Raw genomic sequence first — 21,558 nt, forward strand, 5'->3', positions numbered from 1 at the left:
CGATACTGTCAAAAGAATGCAGAAACAGGGCACGGCGAGCGCCGAAAACATTCACTGCCCCAGAGGATAATAAGCTATGTTTTGTAAGGGTAATCGACATTCATCATAGGAAATCGTATGAAAAAACAACGTTTGGGCGTTGCCATGGCGGTTTTGGCAGCGGGCCTGTTACTGGCGGGCTGTTCGTCCAAAGTAACCAAAACGGATCAGTACTCGGGATTCCTGTCTGACTACAGCAAATTGCAGGAAACCACATCACCAAGCGGCCACAAAACGCTGCGCTGGATCGACCCAAGCTACAAAGAGTCCAACTACCGCGGCCTGTATTTTGAGCCAGTAGTCTATTTCCCTGCTGAAAAACCGACGACGCGCGTTAGCCAAGATACGCTGAATAAAATAAAGGCTTACGCTTCTCAGCGGATTAAAACCGCGCTTCAAGATCGCTTTACCGTACTCAATAGTCCGGCCGGGTCACGCGTGCTGGTGGCTAAACTCGCCATCACGGCAGTGTCTGCAGAAAACGAAGATATGAAATTCTATGAGGTGGTACCGGTCGCGGCTGTGGTTGCCAGCACCATGGCGGCCAGCGGTCACAGAACCCAAAACACCACGCTGTATATCGAAGGTGAATTGATCGATCAGGATACCGGCAAAACGGTGCTGGAAGTTGCTCGTAAAGCCTATGGTAAAACCGTCAGCAACGACAGCTCACCGGTAACAGCGGAAGACGTCAAAGCAGCGATCGACGACATGGTTAAAGACATCACCAACTTCCCTAAACAGGGTTAACCCTGCGAAGAAACAAATCGGGGTAGCCAAAGCTCCCCCGATTTTATTCGTCAACTCACCGGATTAAATCCCATCACCGTATTCAAAACCGTGATTGGTACCGTTGAAGTACTGGTCCATATCCATCGACGGCGTATCGCTTTCTGGCCGGCCGACGAGGCGTGCAGGCACGCCCGCGGCGGTCGTATGCGCAGGTACAGACTGCAGCACCACAGAGCCAGCACCGATTTTAGCGCCTTTACCCACTTCGATATTGCCGAGAATTTTAGCCCGGCGCCAATCATTACGCCCTCACGGATCTTCGGATGGCGGTCGCCGCTGGTCTTTCCGGTACCACCAAGGGTAACCGACTGCAGAATAGACACGTTATTTTCTACTACGGCAGTTTCACCGATCACGATACCAGTAGCGTGGTCAAGCATAATGCCGCAGCCAATCGTGGCCGCCGGGTGGATATCCACGCCGAAAGCGACCGAAATCTGATTCTGCAGGTAAATCGCCAGCGCCTGCCGCCCCTGCAGCCACAGCCAGTGGCCGATACGGTAGGCCTGCAGCGCATGAAAACCTTTCAGGTACAGCAGCGGCGTTGAATATTTATCTACCGCCGGGTCTCGCAGGCGCACGGCCAGGATGTCACGGGCGGCCGAAGCGATCATTTGCTGGTCGGCTAAGTAGGCGTCTTCCACCACTTCACGCACCGCAATGGCCGGCATAATGGGATTTGCCAGCTTGTTTGCCAGAATATAGCTGAGCGCACCGCCCAGGTTATCGTGCTTGAGCAACGTCGCATGATAAAAGCTAGCCAGCATCGGTTCACACTCAGCCAGCTCTCTCGCCTCTGATTTAATGCTATTCCAGACCTGCTCTAACTCTTCTGACGACATCAGGTTCCTCTCCGCCTTGCAAAACAGGCTGCCTCATCGCATAGCAATCAGGCAGCCCAATTCAGTTGCCGGGGTCAGCATGCCGCCCCGCATTCTATTTTATAGGTCAAGCGTTGTGTTTTTCGTCTTTTCTGGTCCGCCCCAACAGGCTTAGCGCGGCCTCGCGGGCATCTTTATGGCAGTACAGCACCTGGTAAATCTGTTCGGTAATCGGCATTTCAACGCCGTGCCGCTGCGCCAACGCCAATACCTCTTTGGTATTGCGATAGCCTTCGACCACCTGACCTATACTGTCCTGCGCTTCCTGCACGCCTTTTCCCTGCCCCAGCATAATACCGAAGCGGCGGTTGCGCGATTGGTTATCGGTGCAGGTTAACACCAGATCGCCCAGCCCTGCCATGCCCATGAAGGTCGAAGGATCGGCACCCAGCGCAGAGCCAAGGCGTGTCATTTCCGTCAAGCCGCGGGTAATCAATGCGGTACGGGCATTGGCACCAAACCCGATACCGTCTGACATCCCAGCGCCAATGGCAATCACGTTTTTCACCGCCCCGCCCAACTGCACGCCGATAAAATCGGGGTTGCTGTAGACGCGGAAACTTTTGCCGCAGTGCAGCAACTGCTGCAAGTCATCGGCGAACTGCGCATCGGTAGAGGCCAACGCAATGGCGGTAGGCAGCCCGGCAGCCAGCTCTTTGGCGAACGTCGGTCCGGAGACCACTGCCAGCGGAATGGCTTCGCCCAGTGCTTCGCGCGCCACGTCCTGCAACAGCCGACCGGTTTCTGCCTCCAGCCCTTTGGTTGCCCAAACGATACGGGCATCCGGCCGCAAATGCGGTTTCAACTGGCGTAGCACATCACCGAATACATGGCTTGGCACCACCACCAGCACGTCGCGGCTAGCCGCCAGCGCACGGGCCAAATCGGCTTCAAGCAACAGCGTATCGGGGAAGGTGACGTCGGGAAGAAAGGCCTGATTGCAGCGATCGTGCTGCATTTTTTGAATCTGCTCGGGGTTATGGCCCCAGAGCACCACGGAGTGGCCGTTACGCGCCAGCGTAATAGCTAATGCGGTGCCGTACGAGCCGGCACCGATCACTGTCATTGAAGCATTGACGCTGTTCATCAGGCATCCTGATGTGGTGCGGCACCTTCGCCTTCCGCCTGCTGCTGCAGATAGTTCATGAACAGCGCGTCAAAGTTAACCGGTGCCAGGTTCAGCTGCGGGAATGTACCGCGAGAAACCAGGCTGGTGATGCACTCACGCGCATACGGGAACAGAATGTTCGGGCAGTATGCACCCAGGCAATGCGCCAGCTGCGTGCCGTCGATGCCCGCTACGGAGAAGATGCCCGCCTGCTGCACTTCACACAGGAACGCAGTTTCTTCGCCCAGAGACGCCGTCACGGTTACGCGCAGTACAACCTCATACACTTCGTCAGCCAACTGGCTGGAAGCGGTATCTAGATCCAGTTTAACTTCTGGCTGCCATTCCTGCTGGAAAACCTGCGGCGCTTTTGGCGCTTCGAAGGAGATATCCTTGGTGTAAATGCGCTGAATCTGGAAAGCCATCTCTGTGCTGTTTTGTTCTGACATGTGTGTAATACCCTTGGTTAAACGTCCTTATTGACACTCAGTAACCGGTAGCGGCCCGCTTAAAGCAGCGGATCCAGACCACCACGAGCATCGAGTTCATATAAATCATCGCAGCCGCCGATATGTTGGCCATCGATGAAAATCTGAGGCACGGTGGTGCGCCCACTGCGCGCAATCATCGCTTCGCGTTTTTCATTATCGCCATCGATGGCGATTTCGTTAAACGCGGCGCCCTTGCTGTTCAGCAGCGCTTTAGCGCGATGGCAGAACGGACAGGTCGCTTTGGTGTAGATATCAATGTTAGCCATGGATTACCACCTCAACTACGTTAAATAATTACTTACCGCGTACTAATGGCAGGTTTTCCCCGCTCCAGCCGGCAATCCCATCCTTCAGCGTAGTGACGTTTTCAAAGCCCGCCTTGTGCAGGTTTTCTGCCGGCTCACGTGAAGTGGTGCCGTTGGCACACACCACGATGATTGGCTGAGCCTTGTGTTTTTCCAGCTCGCCCAGGCTGCCGCTTTTGATTTCGCTGGCGGTCAGGTTAATGGCGTTGGCCAGGTGGCCTCTGCGGAAATCATCACGGCTGCGGGTATCCACCACAACGGCATCTTCTTTATTAATCAGTCGGGTGGCTTCACCACGGGTGATCTCTTTCACCTTGGAGAAACTGCTTTTGAAGGTCATGACGATCACCGCAACCAGCAGGGCGATCCAGGCCAGGCTCAGTATGGGATGCTTGCTAACGAATTGCATAATTTCTTGCAGCATGGGGTGTAACAACTCCCGTCAGTTTAAGGAAAAAATAACTCAAGGTTCCAGAGTATACCTGCCGAGTGCAGCAAATACAGCCAATAAGCAAGTGCTAGTGCAGAAACTGCGGGCTACGCTGAGAAATTCTCTGCGCCACAGCCTAAAAGCCGCCCTTGTTGACCGCAACTTTGATCTCTCTGGGCTCTTTTTAACCGTCGGCGTTGTAAAATCGGTCGGTTTTTAGGGTGAATAGCCATCACTCCGGCATCGGGCAGATGGCTATTCACAACTTAAAATTCATAACGAGGTTAATGCAATGTCGAGCAACAAAAAACCGATGGTACTGGTGATCCTGGACGGTTACGGCCACCGTGAGGAGCAACAGGACAACGCCATTGTGAACGCCAAAACGCCGGTGATGGATCGCCTGTGGCAACAACAGCCGCATACTCTTATCGCCGCATCCGGGCTGGATGTCGGCCTGCCTGACGGTCAGATGGGCAACTCGGAAGTCGGGCACGTCAACCTGGGGGCCGGGCGCATCGTTTATCAGGATCTGACCCGGTTGGATAAAGAAATCAAAGAAGGCGATTTCTTCGCTAACCCAACGCTGACGGCAGCGGTCGACAAGGCCGTACAGGCCGGCAAAGCAGTGCATATCATGGGGTTGCTGTCGCCGGGCGGCGTGCACAGCCACGAAGACCATATTCTGGCCATGATTGAACTGGCCGCGCAACGCGGTGCAAAAGCCGTTTATCTGCATGCCTTCCTCGACGGTCGCGATACCCCGCCACGCAGTGCTGAACCCTCCTTGCAACGCTTTAGCGATACCTTTGCCAGCCTCGGCTGCGGGCGTATCGCATCGCTGATCGGCCGTTACTACGCCATGGACCGCGACAACCGCTGGGATCGCGTTCAACTGGCTTATGATTTACTGACCCAGGCCAAGGGCGACTTTGTCGCCGACAACGCCGTTGCTGCCCTGCAGGCCGCTTACCAGCGTGGCGAGAACGACGAGTTCGTCAAGCCGACCGTTCTCCAGACTGCCGGGGAGGCCACGGCCGAACTGCACGACGGCGACGCACTGATTTTCATGAACTTCCGCGCCGATCGCGCACGCCAGATCGTTCGTGCCTTCGTAAATGCGGATTTCGACGGTTTCCCACGCGCCAAAGTCATCAACTTTGGTGATTTCGTGATGCTGACCGAATACGCGGCCGACATCAAAGTTCCCTGCGCCTATCCGCCGGCATCGTTGAACAACACCTTCGGCGAATGGTTAATGAAGCACGACAAAACCCAGCTGCGCATTTCGGAAACCGAAAAATACGCCCACGTCACCTTCTTCTATAATGGCGGCGTTGAAGAGCCGTTTGCCGGGGAAGAACGTGTGCTGATCAACTCACCGAAGGTCGCGACCTACGATCTGCAGCCAGAAATGAGCGCCGCCGAACTGACCGACAAACTGCTGACCGCCATTAACAGCGGCAAGTACGACGCCATCATCTGCAACTATCCAAATGGCGATATGGTGGGTCATACCGGGGTTTACGACGCGGCAGTGAAAGCGGTGGAAACGCTGGACGGCTGCATCGCCCAGGTCGTCGAAGCGGTGAAAGCCGTCGACGGGCAACTGCTGATCACCGCCGACCACGGTAATGCCGAGCAAATGCGCGATCCGGCGACCGGTCAGGCGCACACCGCCCACACCAGCCTTCCGGTACCGCTGATTTACATCGGCAAGCCTGCCCGCGCAGTCAACGGCGGCAAGCTTTCGGACATCGCGCCGACCATGCTGACGCTGATGGGAATGGAAATCCCGCAAGAGATGACTGGTAAGCCGCTGTTCATCGTGGAATAATCCTTCCCTATGAGGGAAAAGGCGTTTTTTGCACTATCAAGGGTAACCCGAAGCGCAAACCCAGGCAGCCAGCCGCTGCCTGAACGCACCGCGCCAAGGAAGTTAACCACCCTGTGCGCCAGCGTATTTTACGCTGGCGTCTTGTTGTTGCCGTTAGCCAGCCAGGCGGCGGAAGACAATAAATCCCAGCTCAAAGACATCCAGCAAAGCATCGCCGAGAAAGAAAAGGCGGTTAAGCAGCAGCAGCAACAGCGCAGCTCATTGCAGGATCAGCTTAAGCAGCAAGAAAAAACCATCGCGCAGGCCAGCCGCCTGCTGCGTGACACCCAAAGCACATTGAGCCAACTGGGGAAAGATATCTCCGGCCTGAATGCCTCAATCGCCAAGCTGCAAAAGCAGCAATCCACCCAGCAGGAAATCCTCGCCAAACAGCTCGATGCCGCCTTCCGCCAGGGCCAGCACAGCGCCGTGCAATTGATCCTCAGCGGTGAGGAGAGCCAGCGTAGCGAGCGTATTTTGGCTTACTTCGGCTACCTGAACGACGCGCGTCAGCAAACCATTGAAGAACTGAAGCAAACCCGCGCCGAGCTGGCAAAGCAAAAAACCACGCTGGTGGCCAAGCAGGGCCAACAGAAATCGCTGCTAGGCGAACAACAAACGCAGCAGCAGAAGCTGGAGCAGGCACGCGGTGCACGTAAGAAAACGCTGACCGCGCTGGAAGCCTCGCTGGAAAAAGATCAGCAGCGTCTGGTGGAACTGCGCCAGAACGAAACCCGCATGCGCGACAAGATTGCCCGGGCCGAACGAGAAGCCCGTGCCCGAGCGGAACGCGAAGCGCGTGAGGCCGCCAAGGTTCGCGAGCAGGTTCGCGTCAAAGAACAGCAGGCGAAGAAAACCGGCACCAGCTATAAGCCAAGCGAAGCCGACCGCTCATTGATGGCCCGTACCGGCGGCCTTGGCAGACCGAATGGGCAGGCAATCTGGCCGGTCCGCGGCCGCACGTTGCATGGTTTCGGTGAACAGCTGCAAGGTGAACTACGCTGGAAAGGCATGGTGATCTCCGCCGCCGAAGGCAGCGAAGTGAAAGCTATCGCCGACGGTCGCGTGCTGCTGGCCGACTGGCTGCAGGGCTATGGCCTGGTTGTCGTCATCGAACACGGTAAGGGTGACATGAGCCTGTACGGCTACAACCAAAGTGCACTGGTCAACGTCGGGGCACAGGTGCGCGCCGGCCAACCGATAGCCCTGGTAGGCACCAGCGGAGGCCAGGGAACGCCATCGCTCTATTTCGAAATTCGTCGCCAGGGTCAGGCCGTTAACCCACTACCGTGGTTGGGAAGATAGATTTGCGCTATAACAAAATCCGTACTGCCGTCTTGATTGGCTGTCTGCTGCAGGTCTGCGCCGCACAGGCAGGGAAACTCTCCATCGTCATCGATGACGTGGGCTACCGCCCGCACGAAGAAGGTGCGGTGCTGCAAATGCCGACGGCCATCTCCGTTGCAGTGCTGCCCAACGCCCCCCATGCCCGCTTAATGGCCACCCGCGCCCACAGTCAGGGCCGGGAAGTACTGATCCATATGCCGATGGCGCCGCTCAGTAAGCAACCGCTGGAGCGTGACACGCTGCAGCCTTCCATGAGCAGCGAAGAAATCCAGCGCATTATCCGCAATGCGGTCAATAATGTGCCCTATGCGGTGGGTATGAATAACCACATGGGCAGCGCCATGACCTCCAGCCTGCCAGGTATGCAGAAAGTCATGCAGGCGCTCGACAGCTATCAGCTCTATTTCCTCGACAGCATGACCATCGGCAACAGCCAGGCCACCCGAGCGGCGGCCGGCACCCATGTGAAGGTGATCAAGCGTAAGGTGTTCCTGGACGATACGGCCAGCGAAGCTGATATCCGTCGCCAGTTCAACCGGGCGGTCGAATTGGCACGGCGCAACGGTTCCGCTATTGCCATTGGCCACCCGCGGCCGGCGACGGTGAAAGTGCTGCAGCAAATGCTGCCTACGCTGCCAAGCGACATCGTGCTGGTGAAACCCAGCTCGCTGCTGAACGAACCACAGGGCGGCGGTAGTGGCGGCAGCTATGTTCCACCACCGGTCAAACCGCAGAAACCGCAGCCGAAGAACCCGTTCAATGGCGGGATCAAGCAGTGTAAGGTCAAGTTGCCGAAGGAAAAAGTCAACGCGGGCAAGGTCATGAGTGTGATCGGCGAAAGCGTGACCCAGTCGCCGGCCGTGACCTTCATTAAACGTCAGTGGCAACGCTGGACGGACTCAACGCAAGACAAACCTAAAGCATAAAATCAGGGCCGGAATTCCGGCCCTTTTTACTGTTAATCCCAGCTCAAAATCACTTTCCCGGACTGGCCGGAACGCATGGCATCAAAGCCCTGCTGGAATTGGTCGATCGAGAAACGGTGAGTAATGATAGGCGTCAGATCCAAACCAGACTGAATCAGCGCCGCCATCTTATACCAGGTTTCAAACATCTCACGACCGTAAATCCCTTTGATAAACAGCCCTTTGAAGATCACCTGATTCCAGTCGATCGACATATCCGACGGTGGAATACCCAGCATGGCAATACGCCCACCGTGGTTCATCGCATTGAGCAACGAACGAAACGCCGGTGGCGCACCGGACATTTCCAGCCCAACGTCAAATCCTTCGGTCATGCCCAACTCGGCCATCACGTCGTTCAGGTTTTCTTTGCTGACGTTCACCGCACGGGTCACGCCCATTTTACGCGCCAGATCCAAACGGTATTCATTGACGTCGGTAATCACCACATGGCGAGCGCCAACGTGCTTACATACCGCTGCGGCCATGATGCCAATCGGACCAGCACCGGAAACCAGCACGTCTTCGCCCACTAAATCAAACGACAGCGCGGTGTGCACCGCATTGCCGAACGGGTCGAAGATTGACGCCAGTTCATCGGAGATATTGTCCGGGATCTTGAAGGCATTGAACGCCGGGATCACCAGATACTCAGCAAACGACCCTGGACGGTTCACGCCCACACCGGTGGTATTGCGACACAGATGCGTGCGGCCACCCCGGCAGTTGCGGCAATGGCCGCAGGTGATATGACCTTCGCCTGAAACGCGGTCGCCGACGTTGAACCCTTTGACTTCCTGGCCGATGGCAACCACTTCACCCACGTATTCGTGGCCGACGACCATAGGCACCGGGATGGTTTTCTGCGACCATTCATCCCAGTTATAGATATGAACATCGGTACCGCAGATCGCGGTTTTACGGATTTTAATCATGATGTCGTTATGACCCAGCTCCGGCTGAGACACATCGGTCATCCAAATCCCTTCTTCCGCTTTCAGTTTTGACAATGCTTTCATGGTTTTACCTTATGCAATAACGCCAAGATTTTTACCGATACGAATGAACGCCGCAACAGCACGCTCAATTTGCTCCGGGGTATGATCGGCAGACATCTGGGTACGGATGCGTGCCTGGCCTTTCGGCACCACCGGATAGAAGAAACCTGTTACATAGATGCCTTCCTTGAGCAACGCATTGGCGAATTCCTGCGCCAGTTTTGCTTCACCCAACATCACCGGGATGATGGCGTGATCGGCCCCGGCCAGCTCAAAGCCCGCCGCAGTCATTTTTTCACGGAACAGGCTCGCATTGGCCCACAGGCGATCGCGCAGTGCATCGCCCTCTTCCAGCAATTCCAATACTTTGATCGACGCGGCAACAATCGCCGGCGCCAGCGAGTTGGAGAACAGATAAGGGCGCGACCGCTGACGCAACCACTCCACCACCTCTTTCTTCGCCGCGGTATAGCCGCCGGAAGCGCCGCCCAACGCCTTGCCCAGGGTACCGGTAATGATGTCGACGCGCCCCATCACTTCGCAATACTCGTGGGTGCCACGCCCGTTGGCGCCAACGAAACCAACCGCGTGGGAGTCATCCACCATCACCAACGCCTGATATTGGTCCGCCAGATCGCACACGCCTTTCAGGTTGGCGATCACACCGTCCATTGAGAACACGCCGTCGGTGGCGATCATGATGTGCCGTGCGCCATCAGCCTTGGCCTGCTTCAGCTGTGCGGCCAATTCAGTCATATCGTTGTTGGCGTAGCGATAGCGCTTCGCCTTGCACAAGCGGACACCGTCGATGATCGAAGCATGGTTCAACGCATCAGAAATAATGGCGTCTTCCGGACCCAGCAGGGTTTCGAACAGACCACCGTTGGCGTCAAAACAAGAGGAATACAGGATGGCGTCTTCCATCCCGAGGAAATCGGCCAGCTTTTTTTCCAGCTGTTTATGGCTATCCTGGGTGCCACAAATAAAGCGCACCGACGCCATGCCGAAACCGTGGCTGTCCATACCGGCCTTAGCCGCCGCGATCATCGCCGGGTGGTTAGCCAGGCCCAGGTAGTTGTTGGCGCAGAAATTGATCACATGGCTGCCGTCGGCTACGGCGATATCAGCCTGCTGAGCGGTAGTAATAATGCGCTCTTCTTTGAACAATCCCTCGCTACGGGTGGTCTCAAGTTGTTGTTCCAACTGCTGATAAAAAGACGCGGACATTCGGTTATCTCCAGGATTGGGCTGTTTTCAACATATTTTACTGATTTGTAACCAAACTGACGAGAATCAGCGGGAGAGAATATGAAAATTGCAGCAGATATCACGGCAAAGTACTGCAGTGCTCGACATCACGGGATATTCAGAGCCCGTCCGATGTTTGCAGCGGCATGAAATGCTATTATAAGCGGCATTGAGCGTGGGACACCGTGTCCCACCGGGCAGAATAACAGGGGTAACCCAATGATTATCGTCACTGGTGGCGCCGGCATGATCGGCAGCAATATCATTAAAGCGCTGAATGACACAGGGTATCGCGATATCCTGGTGGTAGATAACCTGAAAGACGGCACCAAATTCGCCAATCTGGTCGATCTCGACATCGCCGACTATATCGACAAAGAAGATTTCATCGCCAATATCGTGGCCGGTGACGATCTGGGTGAAATCGACGCGGTTTTCCACGAAGGTGCCTGCTCGTCCACCACCGAGTGGGACGGCAAGTACATGATGGACAACAACTATCAGTACTCTAAAGATCTGCTGCACTACTGCCTGGATCGCGAAATTCCGTTCCTGTACGCCTCTTCTGCAGCCACCTACGGCGGTCGTGAAGAGTTTATCGAAGAGCGCCAGTTTGAAGAGCCGCTGAACGTTTACGGCTACTCGAAATTCCTGTTCGACCAGTACGTACGTGAAATTCTGCCTGAGGCAGACTCGCAGATCTGCGGCTTCCGTTACTTCAACGTCTACGGCCCGCGCGAAGGCCACAAGGGCAGCATGGCCAGCGTGGCATTCCACCTGAACAGCCAGATCAACCGCGGCGAGAACCCGAAACTGTTCGACGGCAGCCAGAACTTCAAGCGTGATTTCATCTACGTCGGCGACGTAGCGGCAGTGAACCTGTGGTTCTGGAAAAGCGGCGTCTCCGGCATCTTCAACTGCGGCACCGGCCGTGCGGAAACCTTCCAGGCGGTGGCCGACGCGGTAGTCGACTTCCATCAAAAAGGCGCAGTGGAAAACATCCCGTTCCCGGAAAAACTCAAAGGTCGTTATCAGGCGTTTACCCAGGCCGACCTGACCAAGCTGCGCGCCGCCGGCTATGACGCACCGTTCAAAACGGTCGCCGAAGGCGTGAAAGAGTACATGGCCTGGTTAAACCGCACCGCCTAAGCTGAAGGAACAAACGTAGGGTATGAAAATACTGGTTATCGGCCCTTCATGGGTTGGCGATATGATGATGTCGCAAAGTCTCTACCGCACCCTGAAGGCCGAGCACCCGACGGCAGAAATTGATGTGATGGCGCCGGCCTGGTGCCGTCCATTGCTGGCGCGTATGCCGGAGGTCAACCAGGCCCTGTCGATGCCGTTAGGCCACGGCGCGTTGGCACTCGGTGAGCGTCGACGTCTCGGGCATGCCCTGCGCGCTAACGGATACGATCGCGCTTATGTGCTGCCGAACTCCTTCAAATCTGCGCTGGTGCCCTTCTTTGCCCAGGTGCCACGGCGCGTTGGTTGGCGCGGGGAAATGCGCTATGGCCTGCTGAATGATATTCGCGTTCTGGACAAGGCCGCCTTCCCGCTGATGGTGCAGCGTTATGTCGCGCTAGCCTATGACAAACAACGCATTCAACGCGCAGAAGATCTGCCGCAGCCGCTACTGTGGCCGCAACTGCAGGTCAGCGACGAAGAGATTGCCGAAACTACCGCCGCCTTCAACCTGACCGATCATCGGCCGATCATCGGCTTTTGCCCCGGCGCCGAGTTCGGTCCGGCCAAACGCTGGCCGCATTATCACTATGCCGCTCTGGCACAGAAGCTGATCGATCAGGGTTATCAAATCGCCCTGTTCGGTTCCGCCAAGGATAATGAGGCGGGCGAACAGATCCGCGCTGCGCTGGATGACGACGCCCGCGGCTTTTGCATGAACCTGGCTGGGGAAACTCAGCTGGAGCAAGCGGTGATCCTGTTAGCCTCCTGTTCGGCCGTGGTCAGTAACGACTCAGGTTTGATGCACGTTGCGGCGGCGTTGAATAAACCGCTGATAGCCCTGTACGGCCCGAGCAGCCCGGACTTCACGCCGCCGCTGTCCGACAAGGCCAAAGTGATCCGCTTAATTAGTGGTTACCATAAGATACGCAAAGGCGATGCCGATCAGGGTTACCATCAAAGCCTGATCGATATTCAGCCACAGCAGGTGTTGGACGCGCTGACGCCGTTACTTGCCGCCAGCGAGGAATAAGCATGCAGGTGTTGATTGTAAAAACCTCTTCCATGGGAGATGTGCTCCACACGCTACCTGCGCTCACCGACGCCATGCAGGCCATTCCCGGTATTCGCTTTGATTGGGTGGTTGAGGAAAGCTTCAGCCAAATCCCCACCTGGCATCCGGCGGTGGACCGTGTGATCCCAGTGGCGATACGCCGCTGGCGCAAAAACTGGTTTGGCAGTGAAACTCGCCAGCAACGCTGCGACTTTAAACGCGTGGTGCAGGAGCGAAATTACGACGCGGTGATCGACGCCCAGGGGCTAATCAAAAGCGCCGCGCTGATCACTCGCATCGCCAAAGGCAGCAAACACGGTCAGGACAGCAAAAGCGCCCGTGAGCCCTTCGCCAGCTGGTTCTACAACCACCGCTACGATATCGACAAACAGCAACATGCCGTTGAGCGTACGCGCGAGCTGTTTGCCAAAAGCCTGGGCTATGAAAAACCCGACAGCGTCGGCGATTACGCCATTGCGGCCCGCTTTCTCAGCCATCTGCCGGCCGATGCCGGCCAGTATCTGGTGTTTTTGCACGCTACCACCCGCGATGAGAAGCACTGGCCGGAAACACACTGGCGCGATCTGATCGCGTTAACTGAGCCAACCGGTTTGAAGATCAAACTACCGTGGGGCGCAGAGCACGAGCGTCAACGCGCACTGCGTCTGGCGGAAGGTTTCCCGCACGTCGAGGTTTTACCCAAGCTCAGTCTGCAGCAGGTGGCCGAAGTGCTGGCCGGTGCGAAATGCGTGGTCTCGGTTGATACCGGCCTCAGCCACCTGACCGCCGCGCTAGACAGGCCGAATATCACGCTGTTTGGTCCCACCGATCCAGGATTGATCGGTGGTTACGGTCAGAATCAACATTCTCTGATTTCCCCAGAAAAAAGCATGGCGACGCTCTCCGCCGGTTCAGTCTGGGCCGAGTTGCAAAAGGTTATTGGATGAAAAAGCTGCACGTTATCAATTTAGGGAAGATGGGTGGCGTCGAACGCCTGTTCCTGCAGTATATCAACGACACTACCGACGGCAGTAACGAGGTGATTTGCATCAGTAGCGAGGTCGGTGAAGAGATCCGCCGGCAAATGCCTGACCAAAAAGTTACCTTTGCCAACCGGCTGGTGAACGCTTTGCCACTGCGCTGCCCGCAGTTTTTACGCAAATACCTGCTGAAAAGCAAAATCGAAAAGGCCAATGCCGACGTGGTCATCGTTTGGGATCTGGTACCCGGTCTGGCCGCCAAACCGAAACGCGGTAAGCTGGTTTACTACGATCACGGTTGTTCATGGCGCTACCCGAAGAATCACAAAACCTTGCGTTTTCTCGCCATGCTGGACGGGGTGATATCGGCTTCATTTGCCTCAAAACGGGTGATGGAACTGCGCTTTAATTTGCCCTGTCCGAATCACGTGGTGATCAACCGACTGAAAACGCCCTCCGGTATCAGCGATAGCCTGAAATCACTTGGCAAGCCGATCAGAATAGGCACCGCCTCTCGCCTGGTCAGCCTGAAAGGCATCAGCGTGTCGTTACTGATGATGCAGGAACTGCTGCGCCGCGGGCATGATGTCACTCTGGAAATTGCAGGCAAGGGACCCGACAGGGCAGAATTTGAAGCCTTGGCGGAAAAGCTCGAGCTGGGCGACAGGGTCATCTTCAGCGGTTTTCAGGATAACGTCGCAGATTTCTTCAACCGCACACATATCTATATGAGTACGCCGATCACCGAACCCTTCGGCTTATCCTGTATGGAAGCGTTGTATTTCGGCGTGCCGGTCATATTCCCGCAGGTCGATGGCCAGCCTGAGGTGATTAAAGATGGGCACTGCGGTATTGGCTTGCTCCCCTCGGTAACGATTGAAGAACATCAACGGCTAACGGGTATCAAGGTGGATTTTCCTCACGATGTCTATGATCCGCTCAGCGACACCTTGGTCATGCCGAAACTACTGTCACATCTTGAGTGCGCAGATGCAGTGGAAAAGCTGATAGTGCCGGAAACATATCAAAGTATGAGTCAAAATGCGCAGCGTTACCCGGTTGAACATTTCAGCTACGCTATGTTCAAAACAGAATTTGACGACGCGCTGAAATCATTTACTGCTTAACATTAATGCGAGCCGGAAACCCAGCCCCATGCAACTACTCAAAGAAACCACACCGCACCCTGTCTTCAGTTATCTGATCTATTTGGGATGCGCTATCGCGTTTTGTACTATCCCCTTCGGTTCCGACACCGGGCGCAATCTTTTTTATGTCGCCAGCTATATCTCATTTATCGCCGTGTGTTTAAACCTGAAGTATTACTTTAAAAACAAAAAAAACCTTATCGTACCCGTTCTGTTTTTCTGCGTAGGCATGGGGAGCATTTTCTGGTTGCAGCACTTTAAACAACCAGGCGATTACATCAATATCTACCGCTCATACATGTCGACCGGCAAGTTGCAGATCGCCACCGCCTTTATTCTGCTGATTGCGTTAAATGAACGCCTTTGCATGCAACGCGCCTTTATTGTTATTGCGTTGGTGACTGGTATTGCGGTCAACGGTTATTCCCTTTATCAGGGCTTGTGGCTGGATATTGGCCGCGTAGAGATTAACTTCGATCGCGCTACCGTTGCCGCCTATTTGATTACCGCCATCAATCTGGTCATGCTGCAGGCAATTCTGATGCTGCGAACGAAATACCGCATTCCGCTGTATATCATCGGCTTTCTGGTCACCTTATCCACGCTGGTGCTGACCGGCACCCGGGCGGCGATGCTGGTCTACCCGGTCGCGGTAGGCCTGTCGATACTGGCGACGAAAAACCTGATTTCCCATAAGCACAAAATCCTGCTGATAGCTTCAGTACCTTTATTGTTGGTCGCCTGCGGGTTCATCTTTAAACCACAAATTGAACAGCGTATTGCCGATTTTAAAACCAACATACAGCAAGCGAATAATCCAGAAATCGACAATTCCATTATGTCACGCCTTACGATGCAAATAATCGGGGTGCGTACCGGAAACCTGGCCCCGTTGGGACAATCGGCAGAACAGCGCGGAGAGGAAATCAAAGCTATAGTTGCCAAGCAGCCCGAACTGTATGGCGTAATGCCTTATATCAATGTTCATATGCACAATGAGCTGCTGGAGACCTACTCGCTCAAAGGCGTCTGGGGGGCCCTGTTTTTACTGGCGCTCTACATCGGCCTATTTGTTTCCTCATTAAAGCCTCACCGCAATGCACTGTTGCTGGGTGTGACCTTCAGCCTGTTTGTTTATGGGCTCAGTGACGTCATATTCTTTAGTACTGAAGGTACGGCGATTTTTTGCCTGGCGATCGTTGCCAGCGTGCTTTCAGTGAAAAAAACGTCGGTCGCTCAGGATTAATCTCATGAACTCATCGCCGCCTCTGCTCAGCGTTATCGTGCCATTTTACAACAACGAAAATTTCGTCGTTGCCAGCCTGAGCTCGCTGTTTAACCAGATCGGCGATGATATCGAGGTGGTCATCATTGATGACGGCTCGACCGACAATTCCGCCTCGCTGGTGCGCCAACTGTTAGCCGAACGCCGGCATCCCCAGGTGGTCTTTATTTCGCAAGAAAATAGCGGTATCGCCCACGCCCGCAACGTCGGTTTGCAGCTGGCTACCGGGCGCTATGTCACCTTCCTCGACGGCGACGACTTGCTGAGCAGCGACTATCTGTCCATTCTGCGGCCACTGCTGCTGGCAAACGAAGACGACCTGATCGATTTTAATTATCAGAAGTTTGCTGACAGTCCGCCGGAACAGCCTGTTGGCCTCGCGATCCGCAGCAGCACTTATGACTTTGCTGGCCAGGGCCTGGCCTGTCTTACCCCGTTATTTTCCCACTCAATGTGGCACCTGTGGAGCCGTGTCTATCGACGCTCATTGTTGGAAGGTGACCGATTCGAAGACGGCCGACGCTATGAAGATGTCATTTTCACGCCTTTTCAATATTTCAAAACGCGCAAAATTACTCATCTCGACCACGTGCTCTATTTCTATCGAGATAACAGTCAGGGGATCACCCGCAATATCAAACCCAAGGATATTGAGGACATGCTTTTTGCGACGGGGAAAATGTTGAGTTTTGTCGAACAGCACCGAGATGACGAGCCACTGCGGCAGCTGGCGGCTCTGATGCTCGGGAACTGTTTTTCAGAAATCAGAGCGATGTCGAAAGCGCTGTACGGTTACTATCACTATGAGCCGGAAACACTACGTACCTTCAAACGCCTGGCTGAAGCCTGTAGCAACAGCGGCGTACCGCGAAAAAAGATCCGGCAAATGCGGTACGCACGTGTGGACACCTGGCTGTCAAAAATGCGCTGGCAACTGAAAAAGCGCTAACTCACTCTTTATTCAGCGATAAATGATCCACCACTTCAGCGTAAATACGCTGTGGTTGGATCACGCCCATAGGGCTTTCAGCCTCCAGCGGCATAGTATAGCCGGTACGGGAAACCTGAATGATCCGATGCAGCTCCGGATCCTGAATCGGTCCGGTAGAACGCGAATCCGCGGTGACAAACAGGCTGATGGTTTTTACCTTCAGCGCCACGGCTAAATGCAGTGGGCCGGTATCGCCGGTGACCAACACATGGAAGCTGTCGATCAGCGTCAGCAACGCCTGCAACCCCGTTTTGCCGATGCGGTTGTCTACACACTCCCGGGTTTGAGGGCTAACCTGGCTCAGAAACTGCTGCGCTTTCCCTTCGTCGAAAGGCCCGCCAATCAGTACGATGCGCACATTGGCATGCTTGGCCACCAGCTCATCGGCCAACCGGGCAAAATGCGATACCGGCCAACAGCGCGATTCGGTAGAAGCGCCCAACTGAAAGCCTATCGTACAGTGCTCGCTGCTTTTGACGCCCGGTTGATACGGCGCGGGAATTTCCATGGTGGGATCGTCGCTGCGGCAACCCAAAATGGAAATCAGCTCCAACTTGCGGCGAATAAAATGGCCGTAGTAATGGAAGATATAGTTGGTCAACCAAGGTTCCAGCCCGCAAATTCCAGAGCTGTAGTTATCCCGGATAATGTATTTAGCCCCGGATAAGACGGCGCTGATAATGTCGTACGGCAGATGTGAGTGCAGGATCAGCGCCAAATCCGGCTGATGTTCGCGCAGCGATTTCAACAGCGGACGTAGACTTTTGATTTTGCTGTCCCAATACACCACGCGATCGTAGTAGCGGCCGTTTTCCACCAGCTCCTGATTCTTCTTGTGAACCACCAGAGTAATATGCGCGTTCGGATAGCGTTCACGCATCGCCCGCAGCGCAGGCGTGTTAAACATAAAGTCGCCCAACGCCGTCGTGGAATAGATGACGATATTGTCAAATTGAAGCCGACTGTCGAAAGTCGCCTTATCCTGGAAACGGCCGGACTTTGCGGTATAACGTCGCAAAAACCAATCCGCGACCTTAATTTTCCATTTTTTCGACATGTCAGTTCACTTTAAGTTGATAATACTCGGCCAGCGTCATGCCAACCGTACGCTGCTGCAGCCAGGCGAACAGCTGCTCTAAATCACGGTACAACACTTCAATATCCTGTTCGGTCTTAAAGGTTGGGCTGCCACCCGGCATAAACTCGGAAGAGTGGAGCATAAATTCCACGTAATCATGCCCCTGCGCCAAACAGCGCTCAGCTACCCGCTTCATTTTTTCCAGGTTTCCGCCGCTTGGGCGCAGCCAGTTGACCGACGGCGAACGTTGTTTGCCACGCAGCCGATCGTAACCCTGCTTCAGCGTATTCATCAGCGCAGAATGCTTATATTGAATGCTCATCGGCACTTCCAGCAGCGAGGACGCGCCCGCTTTGGCGATATTTTCCGGATCGATAAAATAAGCCTGCGATGGGAAATGGCGATAGTCCGTGCCGCCGTTACCCTGCGGGTTGCCCGGTGAGTACTGCCAGTTAACGCGCGGCGTAACCGAGCAATCCACCTGATAACCATACTCCAGCAGCAAGGCGGCATAGTATTCGTTAAACGCCCAACGCCCGGCGCGATGGCTGAGCATTTTTGTCTGGAAGCTGTCTTCCAACAGTTTGGTCATGTGATCGACCTTGGCGCGGATTTGCTCGGCCGGGTATTCGATCAGATAGGGTTTGTGTCGCCAGTCATCTTCGGTCAACGGCGTCAGCGGCGGGCTGTTCCAGGCATGCAGATGCATTCCCACTTCGCCGGTACCGCGAGCAATCACATCGCGAGCGAACTCGACATATTCTGCATCCATCGCCATTTCATAGTTGGTGAGGTACACCGGCTTAAAGCCATATTTCTCACACAGCGCCTGAAAGCGCGGCAAAAAGCGCGTGTTATCGGTCGAAATGCGATCGTGGTTTTGCCACAGATTGTCGCCTTCGGTATCAATGGTGATGAGAAATGCCGGTTTGGTCATAAATATCGGGCCTGATATCAACAGAATGCATTATGTTACGCAGGGCGTTTCGCCAGGGCAAACGACTTTAGTGCCTGGTTTTGACAACGTTGAAGACATTTTGTCACTTCCCAAGGCGATTTTTTCTCTTCACGGCAAGAAAACCGTGCAACAGTAGCCACATGCGATCGGGTCATTTAGAATCAAAGATTGGTTTCCCTGAAAGCGACTCATGATGAACGACGCGCCAGCCCTTGCTCCTGATACCTCGATACAGCGTATTTTGATCGTTAAACTTCGCCACCACGGCGACATGTTGCTGATCACGCCGGTCATCAATACCCTGCAGCAAAACTACCCGCAGGCGCAGATCGACGTACTGCTGTATAAAGAAACCCAGGAAATGCTGGTCAGCCATCCGGCCTTGTCGAACGTCTTCGTGATCGATCGTCAATGGAAAAAACAGGGTACGAAAGCGCACCTGAGTCATGAACTGAATCTGATCCGACAGCTTAAGGCCCGGCATTACGATCTGGTGGTCAACCTGGCCGATCAGTGGCGCAGCGCTATTCTCGCCCGGCTGACCGGTGCACGTATCCGGCTGGGGTTCGATTTCCCCAAGCGTCAGGGCTTCTTATGGCGGCACTGCCACACGCATTTGGTACCGGTCAGCGATCATGCCCGGTTGCACACCGTTGAACAAAACCTGTCGCTGTTACAGCCGCTTGGCCTGCCAGGCGTCAGTCAGCAGGTCACCATGAGCTATCCATCGCAGGACTGGCAAGCCTGCGAGCAACTGTTGCAGCAACAGGGCATTACCGGCGATTACATTGTGGTGCAACCCACTTCCCGCTGGTTCTTCAAATGCTGGAGCGGAGAAAAAATGGCCGCCACCATCAGCGCGTTGCAGGCCGACGGTCACTCATTGGTGATCACCTCTGGCCCGGATCCAAAAGAACGCGAAATGGTGGCGCGCATTCTGGCGCTCTGTCCGCCACAGGGCGTAGTGTCCCTGGCTGGGCAACTGACGCTGCGGCAACTGGCCGCCCTGATCGACCACGCAAAACTGTTTATCGGCGTAGATTCGGTGCCTATGCACATGGCCGCCGCGCTGCAGACCCCTTGCGTCGCGCTGTTTGGCCCTTCCAAGCTGGTGTTCTGGCGTCCATGGCAGGTCATTGGCCATGTGATATGGGCCGGTGATTATGGCACCTTGCCCGATCCAGACGCCATTGATACCGGCACCGATGAACGTTATCTGGACCTTATTCCTACAGACGCGGTGATTGCAGCCGCGCGGAGCACGCTGGCATGAAAGCATTTCGTTTGGCGATCGTTCGCCAAAAATACCGCCCGGACGGTGGAGCTGAGCGTTTCGTCTCACGCGCCCTGGAGGCGCTGGAACAGCAGGACCTGGATCTTAACGTCATCACCCGCGAATGGCAGGGTGATGCCAACCCGAACTGGCACATTCACCTGTGCAATCCGCTGAAATTTGGCCGCATCAGCCGTGAACGCGGCTTTGCCGATGCGGCCAGAGCCCTGTGGCAAAAGGAACGCTTCGATTTGGTGCAAAGCCATGAGCGCATTCCGGGCTGCGATATTTATCGCGCCGGCGATGGCGTACATCGCCGCTGGTTATTGCAGCGGGCGCGCCTGCTGCCGGAATGGCGCCGCAAGTGGCTGTTCTCCAACCGCTACCACCGCTACGTTATGTGTGCGGAACGGGCGATGTACGCCGCTCCGGAGCTGAAAGCGGTCATCTGCAACGCCGAAATGATTAAACAGGAAATCATCGATGATTTCGGCGTTCCCGCCGATAAAATTACGGTGATCTACAACGCCATTGATAATCAAAAATTTCTGCCCGCCAATGCCGAACAGCGACAGCAGCTACGTCAGCAATACCAGATCCCGCAACAGGCGCACTGCCTGATTTTTGTCGGCTCAGGTTTTGAACGCAAGGGGCTGGCCGCCGCCATTCGCGCCGTCGCGGCCACTGACAGCTATCTGCTGGTAGTAGGCAAGGATAAGGCTGAAAAACGCTATCAGGCGCTGGCGCAGTCGCTCGGTTGCAGCGAACGGGTCCGGTTTATGGGAGTGCAGAAACAAACGCTGCCCTTCTACCAGGCCGCCGATGCGCTGTTATTACCGACGTTGTACGACCCGTTCCCCAATGTGATTCTGGAAGCCATGTCCTGTGGCCTTCCGGTGATCTCCAGCACCACCTGTGGCGGTGCCGAGTTTATCACTCAGGGGCAAAATGGGTTTGTGACCGATGCCCTCGACGTACCGGCGCTGATCGAGGCGATCAGCGCGTTGCCACGTCAGGCTCAGGGTTCCACCATGGGTGAAGCCGCAAGATTACGTATCATGTCGGCTACCCCGGCACACCTGTCGGAACAGCTGATATCCCTTTATAACCGGCTGCTGGATTAACT

At 55.2% G+C, this 21,558-nt stretch carries 20 protein-coding genes and 1 pseudogene; 12 read left to right on the forward strand and 9 right to left on the reverse strand.

Features of this window, described 5'->3' with window-relative positions; all coding sequences use genetic code 11:
• Positions 1-117 precede the first annotated feature (117 nt).
• Entirely contained in the window at positions 118-789 is a 672-nt protein-coding gene (locus M495_RS23710) for a DUF3313 domain-containing protein (protein WP_020837576.1), read from the forward strand.
• 63 nt (positions 790-852) lie between these two features.
• Here the strand turns inward: M495_RS23710 and cysE are convergent.
• The 5 genes and pseudogenes from cysE to M495_RS23735 form a co-directional block, all read right to left on the reverse strand.
• A pseudogene (gene cysE, locus M495_RS23715) lies at positions 853-1,673 on the reverse strand (serine O-acetyltransferase).
• A gap of 106 nt (positions 1,674-1,779) precedes the next feature.
• Positions 1,780-2,799: an NAD(P)H-dependent glycerol-3-phosphate dehydrogenase gene (gene gpsA / locus M495_RS23720; RefSeq protein WP_020837578.1), complete on the reverse strand. Its 1,020-nt coding sequence runs from the start codon at positions 2,797-2,799 to the stop codon at positions 1,780-1,782.
• Positions 2,799-3,269: a protein-export chaperone SecB gene (gene secB / locus M495_RS23725; RefSeq protein WP_020837579.1), complete on the reverse strand. Its 471-nt coding sequence runs from the start codon at positions 3,267-3,269 to the stop codon at positions 2,799-2,801. Before secB ends, gpsA begins: the two co-directional genes overlap by 1 nt.
• Before the next feature lie 59 nt (positions 3,270-3,328).
• The gene (gene grxC / locus M495_RS23730) at positions 3,329-3,577 is read right to left on the reverse strand and encodes a glutaredoxin 3 (protein WP_012147490.1); all 249 of its coding nucleotides are present in this window, start codon (positions 3,575-3,577) and stop codon (positions 3,329-3,331) included.
• A 28-nt stretch (positions 3,578-3,605) separates the two neighbouring features.
• A complete protein-coding gene (locus tag M495_RS23735) occupies positions 3,606-4,040 on the reverse strand; it encodes a rhodanese-like domain-containing protein (RefSeq protein ID WP_020837580.1) in 435 nt (144 codons plus the stop codon).
• A gap of 298 nt (positions 4,041-4,338) precedes the next feature.
• On the opposite strand from M495_RS23735, the gene gpmM reads away from it, so the two are divergent.
• From gpmM to M495_RS23750, 3 genes are read left to right on the forward strand one after another with little or no spacing between them, the layout of a single operon-like run.
• Positions 4,339-5,883 carry a 2,3-bisphosphoglycerate-independent phosphoglycerate mutase gene (gene gpmM / locus M495_RS23740; protein WP_020837582.1) on the forward strand — a complete coding sequence of 515 codons (1,545 nt, stop codon included), beginning with the start codon at positions 4,339-4,341 and terminating at the stop codon, positions 5,881-5,883.
• Between the two features lie 9 nt (positions 5,884-5,892).
• Positions 5,893-7,227, forward strand: coding sequence for a murein hydrolase activator EnvC (gene envC, locus M495_RS23745; protein ID WP_041415109.1), 1,335 nt, complete (start codon positions 5,893-5,895; stop codon positions 7,225-7,227).
• A 2-nt stretch (positions 7,228-7,229) separates the two neighbouring features.
• Positions 7,230-8,195 carry a divergent polysaccharide deacetylase family protein gene (locus M495_RS23750; protein WP_020837585.1) on the forward strand — a complete coding sequence of 322 codons (966 nt, stop codon included), beginning with the start codon at positions 7,230-7,232 and terminating at the stop codon, positions 8,193-8,195.
• 32 nt (positions 8,196-8,227) lie between these two features.
• Here the strand turns inward: M495_RS23750 and tdh are convergent, their stop codons facing one another.
• Together tdh and kbl are read right to left on the reverse strand one after the other, a co-directional pair.
• Positions 8,228-9,253 (reverse strand): L-threonine 3-dehydrogenase, encoded by a 1,026-nt coding sequence (gene tdh, locus M495_RS23755; RefSeq protein ID WP_020837587.1) that lies wholly within the window; start codon positions 9,251-9,253, stop codon positions 8,228-8,230.
• A gap of 9 nt (positions 9,254-9,262) precedes the next feature.
• Entirely contained in the window at positions 9,263-10,459 is a 1,197-nt protein-coding gene (kbl, locus tag M495_RS23760; RefSeq protein WP_020837589.1) for a glycine C-acetyltransferase, read from the reverse strand.
• Between the two features lie 240 nt (positions 10,460-10,699).
• On the opposite strand from kbl, the gene rfaD reads away from it, so the two are divergent.
• The 6 genes from rfaD to M495_RS23790 are packed head-to-tail and all read left to right on the forward strand — an operon-like array spanning position 10,700 to position 17,081.
• On the forward strand, positions 10,700-11,629 hold the full coding sequence (gene rfaD, locus M495_RS23765; RefSeq protein ID WP_020837590.1) for an ADP-glyceromanno-heptose 6-epimerase: 930 nt from the start codon (positions 10,700-10,702) through the stop codon (positions 11,627-11,629).
• A gap of 22 nt (positions 11,630-11,651) precedes the next feature.
• Positions 11,652-12,698, forward strand: a complete 1,047-nt coding sequence (gene rfaF, locus M495_RS23770) for an ADP-heptose--LPS heptosyltransferase RfaF (RefSeq protein ID WP_020837591.1) — start codon at positions 11,652-11,654, stop codon at positions 12,696-12,698.
• 2 nt (positions 12,699-12,700) lie between these two features.
• A complete protein-coding gene (gene rfaC, locus M495_RS23775) occupies positions 12,701-13,666 on the forward strand; it encodes a lipopolysaccharide heptosyltransferase RfaC (protein WP_020837592.1) in 966 nt (321 codons plus the stop codon).
• A complete protein-coding gene (locus M495_RS23780; RefSeq protein ID WP_020837593.1) occupies positions 13,663-14,826 on the forward strand; it encodes a glycosyltransferase in 1,164 nt (387 codons plus the stop codon). The genes rfaC and M495_RS23780 overlap by 4 nt, the downstream gene beginning before the upstream one ends.
• A gap of 28 nt (positions 14,827-14,854) precedes the next feature.
• Positions 14,855-16,093: an O-antigen ligase family protein gene (locus M495_RS23785; RefSeq protein WP_020837595.1), complete on the forward strand. Its 1,239-nt coding sequence runs from the start codon at positions 14,855-14,857 to the stop codon at positions 16,091-16,093.
• Positions 16,094-16,097: 4 nt separating this feature from the next.
• Positions 16,098-17,081, forward strand: coding sequence for a glycosyltransferase family 2 protein (locus M495_RS23790; RefSeq protein ID WP_020837597.1), 984 nt, complete (start codon positions 16,098-16,100; stop codon positions 17,079-17,081).
• Between the two features lies 1 nt (position 17,082).
• Here the strand turns inward: M495_RS23790 and M495_RS23795 are convergent, their stop codons facing one another.
• Positions 17,083-18,180 (reverse strand): glycosyltransferase family 9 protein, encoded by a 1,098-nt coding sequence (locus M495_RS23795; RefSeq protein WP_020837599.1) that lies wholly within the window; start codon positions 18,178-18,180, stop codon positions 17,083-17,085.
• Between the two features lies 1 nt (position 18,181).
• On the reverse strand, positions 18,182-19,138 hold the full coding sequence (locus tag M495_RS23800) for a polysaccharide deacetylase family protein (protein ID WP_020837602.1): 957 nt from the start codon (positions 19,136-19,138) through the stop codon (positions 18,182-18,184).
• Positions 19,139-19,349: 211 nt separating this feature from the next.
• On the opposite strand from M495_RS23800, the gene rfaQ reads away from it, so the two are divergent.
• Entirely contained in the window at positions 19,350-20,432 is a 1,083-nt protein-coding gene (gene rfaQ, locus M495_RS23805) for a putative lipopolysaccharide heptosyltransferase III (RefSeq protein WP_020837603.1), read from the forward strand.
• Positions 20,429-21,556, forward strand: a complete 1,128-nt coding sequence (locus M495_RS23810; RefSeq protein WP_020837604.1) for a glycosyltransferase family 4 protein — start codon at positions 20,429-20,431, stop codon at positions 21,554-21,556. Before rfaQ ends, M495_RS23810 begins: the two co-directional genes overlap by 4 nt.
• Positions 21,557-21,558 lie beyond the last annotated feature (2 nt).

The organism is Serratia liquefaciens ATCC 27592 (assembly GCF_000422085.1).
GTDB classification, from domain to species: domain Bacteria; phylum Pseudomonadota; class Gammaproteobacteria; order Enterobacterales; family Enterobacteriaceae; genus Serratia; species Serratia liquefaciens.